Annotated in this window: 14 protein-coding genes and 1 riboswitch; of the genes, 4 read left to right on the top strand and 10 right to left on the bottom strand. The window is 57.4% G+C overall.

The window, feature by feature from the left end; translation table 11 throughout:
* On the top strand, positions 1 to 622 hold a 622-nt coding region (locus tag PQQ51_RS25390; RefSeq protein ID WP_408499626.1), incomplete at its 5' end, for a DinB family protein.
* A gap of 260 nt (positions 623 to 882) precedes the next feature.
* Positions 883 to 1,878 (top strand): thioredoxin-disulfide reductase, encoded by a 996-nt coding sequence (gene trxB, locus PQQ51_RS25385; RefSeq protein WP_408499625.1) that lies wholly within the window; start codon positions 883 to 885, stop codon positions 1,876 to 1,878.
* 143 nt (positions 1,879 to 2,021) lie between these two features.
* Here the strand turns inward: trxB and PQQ51_RS25380 are convergent, their stop codons facing one another.
* From PQQ51_RS25380 to PQQ51_RS25335, 10 genes are all read right to left on the bottom strand, one after another.
* Entirely contained in the window at positions 2,022 to 2,960 is a 939-nt protein-coding gene (locus tag PQQ51_RS25380) for a D-alanyl-D-alanine carboxypeptidase family protein (RefSeq protein WP_408499624.1), read from the bottom strand.
* Between the two features lie 103 nt (positions 2,961 to 3,063).
* Positions 3,064 to 3,435: a RidA family protein gene (locus PQQ51_RS25375; protein ID WP_408499623.1), complete on the bottom strand. Its 372-nt coding sequence runs from the start codon at positions 3,433 to 3,435 to the stop codon at positions 3,064 to 3,066.
* A gap of 2 nt (positions 3,436 to 3,437) precedes the next feature.
* Complete coding sequence (locus tag PQQ51_RS25370; RefSeq protein ID WP_408499622.1) at positions 3,438 to 3,800, bottom strand: Rid family hydrolase; 363 nt, start codon at positions 3,798 to 3,800, stop codon at positions 3,438 to 3,440.
* A 7-nt stretch (positions 3,801 to 3,807) separates the two neighbouring features.
* The gene (locus PQQ51_RS25365; RefSeq protein WP_408499621.1) at positions 3,808 to 4,434 is read right to left on the bottom strand and encodes a glutathione S-transferase family protein; all 627 of its coding nucleotides are present in this window, start codon (positions 4,432 to 4,434) and stop codon (positions 3,808 to 3,810) included.
* Positions 4,435 to 4,459: 25 nt separating this feature from the next.
* On the bottom strand, positions 4,460 to 5,155 hold the full coding sequence (locus tag PQQ51_RS25360) for a GntR family transcriptional regulator (protein ID WP_408499620.1): 696 nt from the start codon (positions 5,153 to 5,155) through the stop codon (positions 4,460 to 4,462).
* 11 nt (positions 5,156 to 5,166) lie between these two features.
* Positions 5,167 to 6,336 carry a PrpF domain-containing protein gene (locus PQQ51_RS25355; RefSeq protein WP_408499619.1) on the bottom strand — a complete coding sequence of 390 codons (1,170 nt, stop codon included), beginning with the start codon at positions 6,334 to 6,336 and terminating at the stop codon, positions 5,167 to 5,169.
* Positions 6,320 to 7,636 (bottom strand): dicarboxylate/amino acid:cation symporter, encoded by a 1,317-nt coding sequence (locus tag PQQ51_RS25350; RefSeq protein ID WP_408499618.1) that lies wholly within the window; start codon positions 7,634 to 7,636, stop codon positions 6,320 to 6,322. The genes PQQ51_RS25355 and PQQ51_RS25350 overlap by 17 nt, the downstream gene beginning before the upstream one ends.
* 387 nt (positions 7,637 to 8,023) lie before the next feature.
* On the bottom strand, positions 8,024 to 9,496 hold the full coding sequence (locus PQQ51_RS25345) for a C69 family dipeptidase (RefSeq protein WP_408499617.1): 1,473 nt from the start codon (positions 9,494 to 9,496) through the stop codon (positions 8,024 to 8,026).
* Positions 9,497 to 9,696: 200 nt separating this feature from the next.
* A complete protein-coding gene (locus PQQ51_RS25340) occupies positions 9,697 to 11,037 on the bottom strand; it encodes a dicarboxylate/amino acid:cation symporter (protein WP_408499616.1) in 1,341 nt (446 codons plus the stop codon).
* Between the two features lie 276 nt (positions 11,038 to 11,313).
* Positions 11,314 to 12,246, bottom strand: coding sequence for an ornithine cyclodeaminase family protein (locus PQQ51_RS25335; RefSeq protein WP_408499615.1), 933 nt, complete (start codon positions 12,244 to 12,246; stop codon positions 11,314 to 11,316).
* Positions 12,247 to 12,703: 457 nt separating this feature from the next.
* Here PQQ51_RS25335 and PQQ51_RS25330 point away from each other — a divergent pair, with 457 nt between their 5' ends.
* Entirely contained in the window at positions 12,704 to 13,675 is a 972-nt protein-coding gene (locus tag PQQ51_RS25330) for a GntR family transcriptional regulator (protein ID WP_408499614.1), read from the top strand.
* A gap of 208 nt (positions 13,676 to 13,883) precedes the next feature.
* Positions 13,884 to 14,032: riboswitch (adenosylcobalamin (AdoCbl) riboswitch) on the top strand.
* Positions 14,033 to 14,230: 198 nt separating this feature from the next.
* A complete protein-coding gene (locus PQQ51_RS25325; RefSeq protein WP_408499613.1) occupies positions 14,231 to 16,384 on the top strand; it encodes a TonB-dependent receptor in 2,154 nt (717 codons plus the stop codon).
* Positions 16,385 to 16,387: the final 3 nt, after the last annotated feature.

The raw sequence follows: 16,387 nt of genomic DNA, 5'->3' as shown, positions 1-16,387 counted from the left end.
AAGACGCGGCATCCGCAGTGTGCCGGTCATCATTCGAGGCGAAAAAATCAACATGGCGCAGTCGTTGGCCGACATCGCAACTTTTGTCGGCAAGACTCTGAATCACACCAGGCTGCCGGTTGCAGAGCTAATGGAGCGCTGGAGATATGTACTCGTGACAGCGCGCGGCCTCATTGCGCAAATCCCGCAAGAGCGCCTCGAGCAACCGGCATACCCCGGACGCCAGCAGCGTGCACTTTGCGAACTCACCTATCACATTTTCCAGATTCCCGATGCGTTTCTCCAGGCCGTCCAGCATGGCCTCAAAGACACGCGCGACGTCAGTGACGCCATCTTCGATCACCTGAAAACCGTCTCCGACGTACTCGGTTATGCCGACAGTGTCATCGAGCGCCTCGACACCTGGTGGGCGGATCAACACGACAAGACGTGCGCATTCCGCATTGAAACCTACTATGGCGAACAGGATGCCGAGCAGGTCATCGAGCGCAACACATGGCACACGGCTCAACATGCCCGGCAACTCGACTCGGTAGTGGGCGCCGAAATGAGTAACGCGCACGGTCGGATTGACCCGACCAAATTCGATGGATTGCCGATGCCTCAGGCGCTCTGGCAATAAGTTCCTGGGCATGCCCAGGATTGCCCTGACGCCCGTGCAGATGCGGGCGATCTTTCGGCTGCGGCGCGCTTGGCGAAAGAACTTGCTGAATCAGCGCGCCGTGACCCGAGCCAGGCACCGATGCGTTTGACGAGCACACAAACCAGCAGGCAGATCCTCTGCCACAACGCATTGTCCACCGGCTTTGTTTTCATTTATCTCTCCGCCAGGGTCGCCCGGTTTCACACGGGTGCACCGGGCGCATTTCACGGATTTCGATCATGCCAGCATCCTCCACCAGACACGCCAAGGTCCTGATTCTAGGCTCCGGCCCTGCCGGCTATACCGCAGCGGTCTATGCAGCACGCGCGAATCTTTCGCCAGTCCTTATCACGGGTCTCACACAGGGCGGCCAGTTGACGACGACAACCGACGTCGAAAACTGGCCTGCGGATGCTCGCGGCGTGCAAGGCCCTGAGTTGATGGCGCGCTTTCTGGATCATGCCCGGCGCTTCAACACTGAAATCATCTTCGACCACATCCATACAGCCAGACTGGACGAGAAACCGATCCGCCTGACCGGCGACACCGGCGAGTACACCTGCGATTCGTTGATTATCGCCACCGGCGCCTCAGCACAATATCTTGGGTTGCCGTCGGAAGAAGCATTCATGGGGCGAGGCGTATCGGGCTGCGCCACCTGCGACGGGTTCTTCTACAAGGATCAGGAGGTCGCCGTTATCGGTGGAGGCAACACGGCCGTTGAGGAGGCGCTTTATCTCTGCGCAATCGCGAAGAAGATAACCGTCATTCACCGCCGGGACAAATTCCGCGCTGAGCCAATCCTGATTGACCGGCTGCTGGCGAAAGAAAAAGAAGGCATCGTCGAGATCAAATGGAATCACACACTGGAAGAGGTGAAAGGTGATCAATCGGGTGTGACCGGTCTACGCATCAAGCACACGCAAACCGGCGCGAGTACCGACCTCGGATTGCAAGGTGTGTTCGTCGCGATCGGGCACAAGCCGAATACGGAAATATTTGCGAACCAACTGGAGATGAAAAACGGCTACATCGTCACCCGTGGCGGCCTGAACGGTTTTGCCACCGCGACCAGCGTGCCGGGCGTGTTCGCCGCGGGCGACGTGCAGGACCACGTCTACCGCCAGGCGATCACGAGCGCGGGTACGGGCTGTATGGCCGCCCTCGATGCCCAGCGCTACCTCGAATCTATTCAGGAAGACGTTGGCGAACACGTGATGAGTCAGGAAGCCTGAGCAGCGACACGATAGGAGCGGCACGCATTCGGCTTCCGGATAGGCAGCCCTAGCCGATGTGGTTCCGCACCAGTCACCTGATCACGCAAACCTGTTACCGCCGCTCGTCTCGAATGGCGATACTCGCCTTCTCATGGGCGGCGTCACTCTTGAGCAATCTGACCAGAAGGTCGAGTGACGATACCGTGCCCCAATTTTGACGGAAAATCCTTGAAAGAACCGTACGCGTATTCAATCAAACGATGCGCATCAGCAATTCTTTGAGCGGAGCTCGGCGAATCCATCACAACCGCAAATACTCTTCGCTCTAGCGAAGGATCCGCTTGATTGCGCCTGGCGGTTGCAACGATACACCAGCCCGCGGCTTGTGTGCGTCCGGTCTTAAGACCGTCCACAGACGGATCAGAAGAGAGAAGCCAATTTTTATTTCTCTTGCTGAAGCTGCCGTATGAAAAATGCTGCTGGGATGAAAATTGATAGTACTCGGGAAAATCGGCGGTTAAACGGATTGAAAGCGTGGCAAGGTCGTGTGCTGTCGAATAGTTTCCGGGCGTGGTCACCCCGGACGGCGTGGCAAAGTGGCTTTCCGTCATGCCGAGGTGTCGTGCCATGTCGTTCATTGACACTTCGAATTCCGAAATACTCCCGCCCACTCTGTGCGCGAGCACCAGTGCGGCATCGTTAGCGGATGCCACGATGAGACCGCGAACGAGATCGCGTACGTAGGCTTTCTGACCGGGTACCAGATACATTCGCGATTCATCCTTGCCCACCTGCCTGACGTCTTCCGCCGATACTGTGACCTGCTCGTCCCATCGCAACGTGCCCTGCTTTAAAGCACCCAGGACAAGATATGCGGTCATCAGCTTTGTCAACGAAGCAGGCTGGCGCGGTGTGTCTGCATTGTGTTCCGCCAGCACCTGCCCGGATTCGCCGTCGACAAGGAACCAGGATGGACCTGAAATATTCGGCTGAGCCATTGCCTCAATGGGACCCGCCATTACGCCAATAATGGCTGCACACTGAAAAACCAGCCGCGCCGTGCGGAAGACCGAAGGGCCACGCTGAGAAATTGAATTCACGTTCTTGATGGTGGAAGTAAATATGCGGGCGCAAGACTAGATCTCGCGCCTCGTCCCTTCGTCGCTTGCAGAAGAAGCGATGTTCCTATAGAACTTCTTTGTCTCAATTGACCGATTCGCGGCCAGCAGGTCCATCGATGAAAGCCACTGCTTCAACTTCCACTTTTGCGCCGCGAGGTAGTCCGGAAACCGCGACACAGGAACGTGCCGGTTTCGTCTCCGGAAAGAACTGCACGTAAATCTCGTTAAACTCGCTGTAGTCGTCCATGCTGGTCAAAAAAACCGTGACTTTAACCACATCGGAGAGCGACGCCTTCGCGGCTAGCAAAGCGTCCCGGACATTCAGCATCGCCTGCACAGACTGCAGCGCGAAGTCTTCCGGTAGCGTACCGTCCGATACGGCACCCGTCTTGCCGGACAGGTAAATCCACCCGTCTCGGGAAACAGCATCGGAGTAAGGTTTCGGGGTTGGCATGATCAGACCTTGTGAATTCGCTGACCAACGGCACAGACTTGAAGAGCGTACTGGGAGGACGCGGGCGTTGCCTCCACGCAAGCTCTCGCGGGCGCACAACCTTCCGGCAGCCAGCCGCTCCACGCCCGATTGATCTCTTCCAGGTTGGCAAGGTCTTTAACAAAGAGGATCGCAAAGATCATTTCCGACCTGGCAGAACCGCCTTTAACCAGGTATTTTTCCACCTTGTCCATGGCCTCTCGCGTTTGATCGTAGGCGCTTGCTTCCGCATTATCGGGAACCTGTCCCGATACGAAAACGAGCGAGCCTGCCGCGACCGCTTTGCTGAGTTTCTCCGTGCTATCGAATCTGTCGAGGGTAATCATCTTTCGCCTAATAAGGTGCGTTAACAACGTACTGCCGGTATGCGGGTCGCTCGCACAACGTCGAGTACCACTTCGAAAGTCGTGGCGTCGCGTCCCGAGGAATATCCAAATTGATCCATCGATGCAAAGCGGGTCCAAGGACGTAGTCGCTTGTAGAAAGTTCGGTCCCGCCTATCGACTGGACACCATCCAGAGCCTGATCAAGGATGCCCCAAAGCGCCATAGCGCGTGAACGATGGCGCTCAAATGCCTCTGCCGGCAGTGGGCGGCCACGCTTCACGAAGCCCCACAATGCAGTCATATGCACACCGAGCTCCGTGCCATACCAATCGGACCACCGCTCATCGAGCGCCTGTCGAACCGGATCTTCGTGGTACGCGGTTCGAGGCGCATAGCGCCTGAAAAGATAGCGGACGATTACGTTGGATTCCCAAAGAACGATATCGTTATCTTCGATAACAGGCACTAATCCATTCGGATTCAGCTTTCGAAAAGCCTGACTGTCAACGCCACCATGTTCACCACCTGTGGGCGAGAACTCAAAGCGGAGTCCGAGATCAGCAAGGCACCAGAGTACCTTCTGTACGTTTGCGGAATTCAATCGTCCCCACACTTTGATACGTTCTTCAGCCACAGTTTGCTCCGTGATTGCGTCTTGTTTAAGTTGCCAATTCCTTAATACTGGCCAGAACATGCGCATGCATGAGTTCGCCAGCCTCGTCGTGCTCTCCGCTCGCCATAGCCCGCACGATGGCACGATGGGCTTCCTGCTTGGCGGTCAATCTGGCGATATAAGCTTCAGCCAATTCCGGCGTGGACTTCACCCTGTTGAGTAGCGCAGACCGATAAAAAAGCACCAGCTTGCTGATCGATTCGAGCAGAAAAGCCAGATGACTGTTGTCGGCGATTTCGAAGACCGCTTTATGGAAATCGCTGTTGAGTCTGAACGCCGTGTCGAACTGCTTTTTCAGAATCGCCTTGTCGGCAAGTTCGACGGTCTGCATGAGCGCCTGACACTGCTGTTTGTCGATGCGCCGGGAGGCTTCCATAGTCGCTAACTTTTCAAGTGCCGCACGACAGGTGTAGAGCTCCTCCAGATCCTTGTTGCTGACGGATTTCACCTGGTAGCCGCCGGCGGAAAGCGGCAGGAGGACTCCCTCCTGTTGCAACTTGCGCATTGCTTCCCGCACGGGAGTGCGACTCAACCCCAACTTTCCGGCCCACTCCGTATCTTTCAGGCGATCACCGGGCTTGATATCACCCTTGATGATCAACTCCCACAGATGGTCATGCACCTGATCGAACATGTGCGCACTCTTGCTGAGCGCGGCCGGTACGTCCAAAGTAGTATTCATGGATAGAAGACTCAGAAATTGACCGGAAGGATTATATTCCCCTCCATCAGGAGCCTTGACGTCCGGAATACGGTGGCGGCGTCGATGTCTGCCGTCGCGCCATCTCCCGCGACATGCACGGCCATCTCTCCTGCCGGGTGGTGTATGCGCCACCAGCCGTCGTCCGGTCGTTGCTGCTCCGCAACCAGTCCATGCGCTACGGTGCCGTCTATGTGGCACGCACAGGCAAGCGCGATACTCGATGTGACCGGTGCCGCGCGATGCATTCCTCCGCTCGAATAAAATCGCGCCTGGATTCCGCTTTCGCGCGCCGGACTGATCATCACGATGTCGGGAATATTCGCGAGATCCGTTTGCAGCTCGGCCCGGTTACGCGTGAGCTGCATGCGCAGCCCACACTCGATTCGCAGCGGTTCGAGATCGATTCGTGCCGCGAGCACGTTGGGCGCTTCGTCACCGGATAGTCCGAGACTGGATGCCTCGACGATGACGGTTGGTACGGTCGCATCGATCAGCGTGAGCGCTAGCGGCCCGTACTCATAAGTATCGATAACGTCGCGGCGCCTCCCCGTGGGGAACAGAGATCCGACCACGGACCCGCCCGGTTCGACGAACGACAGACTGATAGCAGGAGCCTTACCCGGCACACCGTCAATAGCAATGAAGTCTTCTTCGGACGGAAAGGATGCAAATGTCGAAACGATCCGTTTGCCTGAATTGACGTTATAAATCGCCACCGAGGTCGGTGAACCGGATCTGGCCCAACCGTTGGCTAACGCGAACGGGCCGACAGCCGACGATATGTTCCCGCAATTCGCCAAAGTCTGAACTCGACCGCTCTGCGGCTCGACCTGAAAGAAGTGATAGTCGACATCACATCCGTCGTGATGCGACGGCGAAACCACGGCCACTTTCGACAGCGAGGAAATCCCCCCGCCCAGACCGTCCAACTGGCGTCCTGACTGATCGGGACTGCCTAGCGCGCTGGCGAAGATGGCACCCCATTCATCCTGGTCGCGAGGCAAATCCTGCTTGCGGAAGAGAAGCGCCCGACTCGTTCCACCACGAACGTAAGCAGCTCGTATCTGACGAAGACCGTTCATGACTATGTCGCCTTTCATTTCGACCGGATGCTTTTCATTCATGTCATCCGGTTTTTTCAGTTTACAAATGACTGCCATTTCCGTCGCGCTGAGGTATCGCGGTTGCCGCAATACCGAGCGCATCTCTTGCCGCGGGTTTCGAGTCGGCACGCGCACGCTTCATTTCCCACTTTGAAACGACTGCCGCGGCAATACCGTTACCAACAAGATTGACGACGGTTCTGCCCATATCGATGAAGGTATCGGCGGCGAGCAGAAAAGCCACGCCTTCAATCGGAATGCCAAAGGTCGGAAGTGTCGCGGCGACGACAACCAGCGATGCTCGTGGAACACCGGCAGCGCCCTTGCTTGCGATCAGCATCACGAACAACATTCCCAGTTGCTGCATGAACGAGACGTGGATGTGATAGGCCTGCAGCAAAAACACCGTCGCGAAGGCCTGGTACATCATCAAGCCGTCCGCATTGAAGGAATACGCGAGCGGCAGCACGAAGGTGCTCACTTTGCCGGGAACGCCAAACTTCTCCAGTTGCTCGATCATTTTCGGGAATGCTGCCTCGCTGCTCGAAGTCGAGAAGCCCACCAGCATCGGTTCACGAATGAGGCCAAGCAGACGGAATACCGGCCGGCCCAATGCGGCAAACCCCGCCGCAACCAGAAAAACCGAAAGCAGGATCAGGCCGCTGTAGACCCCACCGATGAACTTGCCGTAGATAGTCAGGACGCCGATTCCCTGGAGGGTGACGGCCGAAGCGACTGCGGCAAAAACACCGACCGGAGCGAAATACATGACGTAACGCGTGACCCTGAGCATGACTTTAAAGACCCCCTCGAGAGCCTGCGCCAGCGTCATTGCCATCGGTTCGGTTTTACAGATCGCCGACAATGCAAAGCCAAAAAACAACGCGAATACCAGAATCGCAATGATGTCATTTTGCGACATCGCGAGAACCGCGCTTTGCGGAACAATATGGGTAATCAGATTCTTGAGACTGAATGCCGCCGTATTGATTTCGGCGCCCCCGGAACTCCGGGGAATAAGCACCGAATTGCCAATTCCATACAGATTTGCCAGGACGAGCCCGAGCACCAGCGAAAAAATCGATGCCGCCAGAAACCAGATCAGCGATCTGGCGCCTATTCGTCCCACTTCCGCGGGACTATCACTACTGACCATGCCGCTTACGATCCCGGCAAATACTAGCGGCGCGATGATCATTTTTATAAGACGTAAGAAAATCTCAGCCAACACGCCGAGATAACCTGCTACCTCTTCATTTTCCGGGCCAGCTGGCAACGCCGAATGCGCGATGGTGCCGACCAGTATGCCGAGTACCAAAGCGATCAGGATGAAATGTGATAACCGATGCCGTCTCACTACTGTCTCCATTTATATCTGGCGCTGATATTTAGCACCGATTTCACTGCCACCGACGGTTCGCAGTCATTTAATGACGAACTGGCGCCAGCCACAATTTGCCGGTCGCAAAGTCTGCTATTCCCGCTTTTCCTGAGCGCATGAGAAATGAACTTACGTGCGCCGACATCCCGAACCACGTCGATAGACACGCTACGCGAATCTCGAATTCGGGATACAGGATTCCATATTGGGCGTCGTGGAAGATGTTGTCAAGAATTTTTTCGGCCGATTGCAGACCATGCGTGCCGGAGACTTCAGCGACCGGCGGGTTCGGTCACATTTGGACGTCGCGACCGCCAGACCTCCTGGTCGCGGACCTTGTCAGATGTGAATAGGCCGCCTTCCTCAGGCGCCCCGGAATCGGTACTTCCTGTACACCTGAATCGACATATCGTTCATGATTTTTTTCTCCAGCTCGCTGGACGCCGCAAACGCATCGTTGACGTTCTGCCTCGTAAATTCGTCCAATAGCGCTTGCGCCTGTCGCGGGTTGTTTCCGACCATCACCTTGTAGTCTTCTTCAAATTTTCTTTGTCTCACGAGAATTTCTTGCTCCAACCGATCGTAGGTCGATCTCACCATGGGCTCGTATCGCTGAAAATCCTGCATGGCAAGCAATTGAACTTTTCGATATTTCCATGCTGCGGAATTACTATCGATCGCAATCGATGCATGGCGATAACTATCCGGAATCGTAGCGCCCTGATAGAACGGCACATATATTCCCAAGGCAGTCATTCCAAGATCCAGATACTGAACGTTGGCAATCTGTTCAGGGAAATGGGATCTCACCTGCATGATATGTGACTGATAAGCCCGGTATACGGAGATAGGCCGGACCTGGACATTGGAGTTTTTTCCAGAATATGGATCGTTTTCCGTTCCCGCATTGTAAGAACGCAGGCTGTCGCGGACGTCGGCGATCGAAATTTTTCTATCCGGCTTTACGAACGTGGGAAAACTGTTGGATTCATATTTTTTATTCGAAAGCCCGGACGTGTACTTGCCCTGGAGATAGCCTACCCTTGAGTAGTTGTAGTCGGCATCGCCCGCCTCATCCTTTCCAAACACTTTTCTAAAACTGAAACTTGACGATGATTGCGGATCAAACAGCCCATTCTCTTCTGCGAACCGCACGAGATTGGGCGAGGACAGGAAGTGATCGCTATCGCTCAAGTCCGCTTCGCCGAGTCGGGACTGGTTTGCCGAAACAAAATAAGCGTTGTCTGGAATTCGAGCCGCGAGCCATTGGTGGCCGCCCGCATTCTCGAGATACCACGCCTCGTCTTTGTCGACAAATGCCACGCCGAAACCTTCGCCGGAGCCATAGGTTTCAATGAGCTTCCCCAAAAGCTTCACGCCCTCTCGTGCCGACCTGATCTGCGGTAGAACGACACTGGGAATGATTTCCTCGACCACCCCAGTCTTCTTGTTATACGGATCCACCGCGAGGGTCCTCGCGTTACTGAAGATCGTCTCCGTCGCGGAAATACCTACCCCCGCATCATTGAACCCTGCCTCTTCAAAGCTAAGATCGCCGGTATTGGGTTGCGGGAAACCGCTGTATCCGAGTACATGCAAAGGCATCTGATAGGAAAACTGGTTCTCGAGCACGCTTTGGACGACGTATCCGCCCTCTCCCGGAGGGTGATATACAAAGTTGGAGGCCCAGTCAGCCGCATTGGGCGCATCCACGTTCCTCCCGACGATGATCGAGCCATCAGCGCTGGCAGCCTTTCCCACGATGATCGTCGTGCAAGCATGACTCGAGCTTGCAAACAACGCGAAAATTAAAGTTGAGACAAGAAGATTTTTCACACAACCTCCGCGATGGTCGCGACATCGCAACGCCCCTCCGCGCACGAATGCCCGACGACGCGTAGACGATCTTATTGGCGGGACTGCTCTATCCCGGTCAAAACCAGATTACTGAGTGTTCAAAGAGACCGTGATATAGCCCGGCCGACCGGTCGCGCGGACCAGGCACTTCGATGTGCGAGATTGGAATCGCCACGTGCTCAACCCACGGACCCTTCGTTGATTACCGCACCGTTCGGGGTGCCGTGCTCAAGCGCGGGCTGGGCGATATCGACGCCAGCCGGCGCCGCGAGGCCCTCGGTCATTCCCGCTTGCGAGCGTTTTCCTTCCCAGTGCGCCAAAGCGGCCGTTGCAACGCCGTTGCCGATCAGATTGGTCACCGTACGTCCCATATCGACGAATACATCGACTGCGAGCAGGAGAACCACTCCCTCGACAGGAATGCCGAAGGTGGGAAGCATCGCCGTCAGGATAACCAATGAACCGCGCGGCACGCCGGCGCTTCCTTTGCTCGCGATCAGCATCACCATCAGCATGCCCAATTGCTGACCCAAACTGACGTCAAGGTGATAGGCCTGCACGAGGAAGATCGTGGCGAAGGCCTGATACATCATCGCCCCATCCAGATTGAACGAGTACGCTAGCGGCAGGACGAACGTGCTGACCTTTCTCGGAACACCGAAATTCGTCAGTCGTTCGAGCATCTTTGGCAGGGCTGCTTCGCTGCTGGCCGTCGAGAAGCCCACGAGCAGAGGCTCCCGAAGCGAAGCGATCAGCTGGAAAACGCGCTTGCCAAGAAAAACGTATCCCGCAAGAACGACCGTGCAGCACAACAGGAAAAAGCCACTGTAAACACCGCCGACAAACCTGCCATAGACAAGCAGCACGCCGATACCGTGTTGACTGATCGCTGCGGCCACTGCGGCGAATACGCCGACAGGCGCGGCATACATGACGTAGCGCGCAATCTTGAGCATCACATGAAAGACGTCGTCCAACGCCTGAGTAAGGGCGTTCGATTGGTTCTGTTTGCAGACGGCAGAAAGTCCAAATCCGAAGAAAACGGCAAAGAGCAGGATCGCCATGATCTCGTTTTGCGCCATTGCAAGCACTACGCTTTGCGGCACGATTTTCGCCACCATCGTCTTCAGACTGAAGGCAGCGTTGTTGAATTCGACCGCACCCGCCGACGATTGCGGCATATGGACGCCAACGCCGAGACCATAAAGATTCGACAGCGCCATCCCCAAACCGAGCGACATGACAGACGCGATGAAGAACCATGCCATCGCTTTACCACCTATGCGCCCAAGCTCCTTCGGACCGTCGCTGTTAGCCATGCCCGTGACGATGCCGCTAAAAACCAGCGGGGCGATAACCATCTTGATCAGACGAAGAAAGGCGTCGGCTACGATGTTGAAACCCTCGGCAATCTCCTTGTTCTGAGGACCGGAAGGGACATTCACGTTGACGAAATATCCCACTATCACACCGAGGACAAGCCCTAACAGAATGTATGTCGAAAGACGATGGCGCTTCATGATTGTCTCCGCGATGTTCGCTTATGTTTTGAGGTACTACTGTGTCGTTGCGCAGCGAACCGGTTTATGACGCGACCGATTCGCTGCATGTGCTGAGCCGTCCAGACGATGCGGCCGTGCCCATGTCGCCACGAGATTGGCGGCAGCAAGGCCTGGGCGAATGGAAGCATTCCATACTTCGACGTCCGGTTATTCGAGCTCATGCGTCCTTGATAGCCGATCCGGTGGGCTTATATCGCAAGCACATCCAGCGCGTCTTGTGGTGTAGGGTCCGTTTCAACTGTTCTGCCGGCGAGCCCGATCGTTCGCGATTCGCCGATAGGCAAGTCCCGCGAGCGCGATATCTTCCAGACCTACGCCGACCGACTTGTAAATGACGATTCCGTCGTTCCGATCTCCTTCCGTGTCGGTAAGGAGCGCCTGAGAAAGCTCGATTACCTTGTCCGCGGGAAGCGCTTCAGGAGAAGCGAGCACGATATCGCCAGCTTCGATCATGGACTGCGGCTTCCACTCGACCACGACGCGTGCCGCTCGTAGCAGTGCGATATCGTCGAGTTCGCGGGTATCGGGAAGGCTGGATCCGATTGCCGCGACAAAGGCCTTTGGCCTGAGCCATTCGCCTGAAAAAAGAGGTGTTGGCGATCGGGATGCCGTCACGACGATATCGGCCTGTTCGATTGCCTCCTGAGGGGGAACGACCTGCACCCGAGCTCCACATTCTTTCGATAGCAACTGGGCGCTTTCAGGCGAAGCAAACGGATCGTGCATCAGGATCTCCTTGATCGGAAACGCCTTGCAGAACTGGATGGCATGCTGACGTCCCTGTGTTCCAGCGCCGAAGAGCGCCAGTGCCGATGCCCTGGGTGACGCGTACCGTTTGGCGGCAAGTACGGAACAGGCCGCGGTTCTCAACCGCGTGATCGCCCCGGCCTGCAGTGTTGCCAGCGGGCGGCCATCGGCGGCCGAAAACAGAACGATGACAAACGAAAACTGACCGTCGACCGTGGTGTAGACCTTCGCGCCGGCCACGTCTTGAGTCGGGATCACAGCCCCCAACGTCGATAGCTTGATGCCCGAGGCTGCGGTGCGCATCCGGGTCTGCATAGCGGCATCTCCGCGACCGAATGCCTGGAACGCATCCAGCAATATCGTCTGCGCGTCCTCTGCCGTTACGCATTGGTCGATCAGTTCATCAGTGATGTGAAACATTTTTTAGACCCTTGGACAGCCAAACTGGTGAGGCTACATCGAGGATACCAAACTGTATCCCGAACCCAGGGTTCAGATTGACTTTTGAAAAGTCGATTGTCAAGCGCTCAAAAAACCGACCCACGGGAATTTCATTAAATCCAACCAAACTAATTTTCATACAATCAATAACTTATTCAATAAATATAGGGTTTACTCTTGCAGAGACTGCTACCTGCCTTCTTTCCTGGAGCATCTTCCGGCAGTCGATCTATATTGATTTTTGTGCTTATAAAGTACAATATTTTGGTGTTCACAAAACTTGGAACGGGCGAATGCACTGCATATGGACGCAGGATGTCCCCGCGCATTGGATGAACCGGCGGAACGGCCGTATCAAACCTCTCAGGCATAGAATCACGGGTCGAGCCGGCGACATGCGCGCGGCCTCCTGTTCCTAACGGCATTTGGCAATAACATGACCGAGCTACCCGCTACATCACTGACTTCCATGCAGCAACGCGTGGCACGTGAGATCGTTGCGATCACACGAAAGGAGAACCTTGCTACCGGCGACCGGTTGGTGGAATCCGCGCTGGCAACCCAGATCGGCACGTCCCGCTCTCCGGTCAATGCCGCACTTCGCCATCTGCAGGAACGGGGCATCGTCAGGTACGACGCCAATCGCGGATATTCGATGGCGCGGCCGGCCCATGAAATCGAGGACGTCGCGCCAGAGTTGTTCGTTGCAACAAGCGACACGCTTTATTTGCAGATAGCCCGCGATCGATTAGCGCATCTGCTGCCGGAAATCGTCACCGAGGCCGAATTGATTCGCCGTTACGATGCACCGCGAACAGCGATCCTGCGTGTCTTCTCAACCATGCAGGAAGAGGGCTGGATAGAGCGCACGGTGGGTCGTGCATGGCAATTCCTGCCCATGATCGATTCGTTGCAAGCGTACGAAGAAAGCTATGTCTTCCGCGAAGCAGTCGAACCGACCGGCTTGCTGGCACCCCAGTTCAAATTCGACGCTGCGGAACTGGCCCGCCTTCGAAAGCATCAGCAACGCATCGTCGACGGCGGCTATCTGTCGATGAGTCCCATCGAGTTATTCGACGCCAACAGCGATTTTCACGAAACAGTCGCGAAGTGGTCGGCAAACCGGTTCGTTGCCCAGGCTGTCCGCCGGATTCACCGGATGCGACGTCTTGTCGACTATCGACAGGAGCGCGCGCGCGAACCGCGGCGCCAGGACGCCGTCGAGCATCTCGCGATTCTCGATGCGATCGACGCGGGCAATCTGATCGCCGCGGCGATGTTGATGAGAGATCACATCGAATCAGGCCGCCGTACGACTGGACAAGCTCGTGATGCATTCGGCGAAACTGGGCCTGCTGCAGAGACTGCCGAGGCCGCTAAGGCACCCGTTGATTCATCGGATTCCTAGCCGAAACGGAGACCGCCTCATGCTTGCATCCGAAGCAGGCCTCCACGGTCTCGACCGGTAACAGGCCAGCACCGGAACGACGAGATAAAAAAACACCGCGATTATTTCGCGTCCATACCAGCGGCGCTTTAAAAGCGAGCCAAGACCGGTCGCTCTGTTTGCCATCGCGCTACGATCATATCAACGAGCCCCCTTACAGCCGATTTCGGACGTAAAATGCGCGCTCGCAACATTCGGAAGCTGGTGCAATTCCAGCGCGGTCGCGCCACTGTGACCGGTCCTTCGCCGACCGGAAGTCAGACCTGAACGTTGCGTTCCCATCATTTGCTTTGGGGCGCGAGACCCCAGGAGAATCCAGCATGACCACCGCTACACGTAATTCGCGACTTCCCGTCCGATCCTGCCTCTTTCACCGGCCGCTCACGCGCCGCTGACCCCGCACTGCAACGCCTCAACCTATCGGCGCTTTTCGCCGAGGCAACCGCACGTCTGCATAAAAACCTCATAAAACAACAGGGAAAAGGTGACTTCCTTCAGAAGCCATCGAGAACGGGAATGGGATCAATTCGAAAATTCACGCCGCTCAAACAGCGGCCTAACGGCTGGCATCGACCGAAACACGCGGCGCTCGCCACGCTTTGCCTCGTCGGCGTAGCACCGGCTTTCGCGGACGACGCCGTGCTGCCCGCCGTCGCCGTCAACGCGACGAACACGCTCGACACCGCGCCGCTGTCCACGCCGACGGGCGCCGGTTCGCGCCTCGGTCTGTCGGGCCTCGACACGCCCGCGAGCGTCGAGACCGTGACCGCGAAGCAGATCGCCGCGCGCGGCGATCGGAGCGTGACGGATGCGGTGACGCGCGCCACCGGCTTCACGAGCGACGGCGCGCCGGGCAACGGCGGCACCGCGCTCACCGTGCGCGGCTTCAGCGGCCAGGAATCCGTGATGACGCTCTACGACGGCACGCGTCTCTACCCCGGCGCGGGCACGATGACGTTCCCGTTCGACACGTGGTCGGTCGAACGCATCGACGTACTGCGCGGCCCCGCTTCGGTGCTGTACGGCGAAGGCGCGATCGGCGGCGTGGTGAACGTCGTGCCGAAGCGCCCGCAACGCGACTACGCGACCACGCTGCAACTCGGCGTAGGCACTGAAGGCCAGAAGCGCGTCGCGTTCGATACGACCGGCGCGCTCGGCCCGATGCTGTCCTACCGTTTCTATATCAGCGACAACCGCAGCAACGGCTGGGTCGATCGCGGCTACTCGCACACCACGGCGCTAGGCGGCGCGCTGAAGCTCGACGTCTCGCCGCGCCTGTCGTTCACGCTCGATTACGATTACGGCCGCCAGTTGCCGGCCACTTACCTCGGCACGCCGTTGAGCAACGGTTCGCTCGATCCGTCGTTGCGCTACAGGAATTACAACGTCGGCAATCCGCTGATCGAATATCTCGACCAGTCGACACGTCTGTCCACCGTCTATCGCGCCACCAGCGGCATCACGATCCACGATCAGCTCTACTACCTGACGACCAATCGCCACTATCGCGACAGCGAAACGTATTCGCTCGATCCGTCGACGCGCGACGTGACGCGCAGCGATTACATCGAGATCATTCATCACGAGCGGCAGATCGGCAACCGGCTCGACGCCGCCATCGACGGCAGCGCGTGGGGTCATGCGAACCGGCTGGTGGTCGGCACCGAAGCCAATCAGATCACGTTCCGTCGCGACAGCAATACGCCGTTCGACGGCTCGTCGGTGGTCAACGCGGACAACTTCAATCCGGGCGTATTCGATAGCCCAGATCCGACCGCGCCCGAGTTCCACACCCGCACGCGCCAGGTTGCGCTATTCGCCGAAGACCGCTTCGATCTGACCTCGCGGCTGTCGGCGGTGGGCGGCATCCGCTACGACCACATCAATTTCTCGCGCGACCAGCTCGCCACCAGCGTGACGTTCGGCGAGACGCTGTCGAACGTCGGCTGGCGGCTGGGTCTCGTGTATCAGTTGAGTCCGTCGATGTCGGTGTACGGCCAGTACACGCGCGGCGCGGACAGCGTGGGCTCGGTGATCTCGCTGTCGCAGGCGCAGACGGCCTTCAGCCTCGCGACCGGGCAACAGCTCGAAGCCGGCCTGAAGCAGGAACTGCCCGGCGGCCGCGGCTTCTGGACGCTCGCGGTGTACCAGATCGTGAAGAAGAATCTGTTGACGCCCGACCCGCTCAATCCCGCCGTGCAGGAACAGGTGGGCCAGCAGTCGTCGCGCGGGATCGAATGGTCGGGCACGTTGCGGCTCGGCTACGGCTTCTCGATCGAAGCAAACGCGGCACTGCTGCGCGCGCGCTTCGACAACTTCGACGAAACCGAGAACGGCGTAGCGGTGTCCCGCGACGGCAACGTGCCGAGCAACATCCCGCAGCAGACCGCGAACCTGTGGCTGACCTATTCACCGAACGCGAGCATCGTGGTCGGCTCCGGCGTGCGCTACGTCGGACGCCGCTACGGCGATAATGCGAACACCGCGCCGATCCCGTCGTACACGGTGTTCGATGCGTCGGCACAATGGCAGGTCGCGCGACACGTGAATCTCGCGCTCTACCTGCGTAACCTGACGAACCGCGTCTATGCCGTGACCTCCGAAACGCCCAGCGAGTGGCTGCTCGGGCCGGCACGCTCAGCGGAAATCGTCGCCACCATGAGCTATTGAGCG

This window comes from Paraburkholderia xenovorans, assembly GCF_046030735.1.
In the GTDB taxonomy this organism is placed as follows: Bacteria; Pseudomonadota; Gammaproteobacteria; order Burkholderiales; family Burkholderiaceae; genus Paraburkholderia; species Paraburkholderia xenovorans_A.
This window is presented reverse-complemented; position numbering and strand designations above follow the sequence as displayed.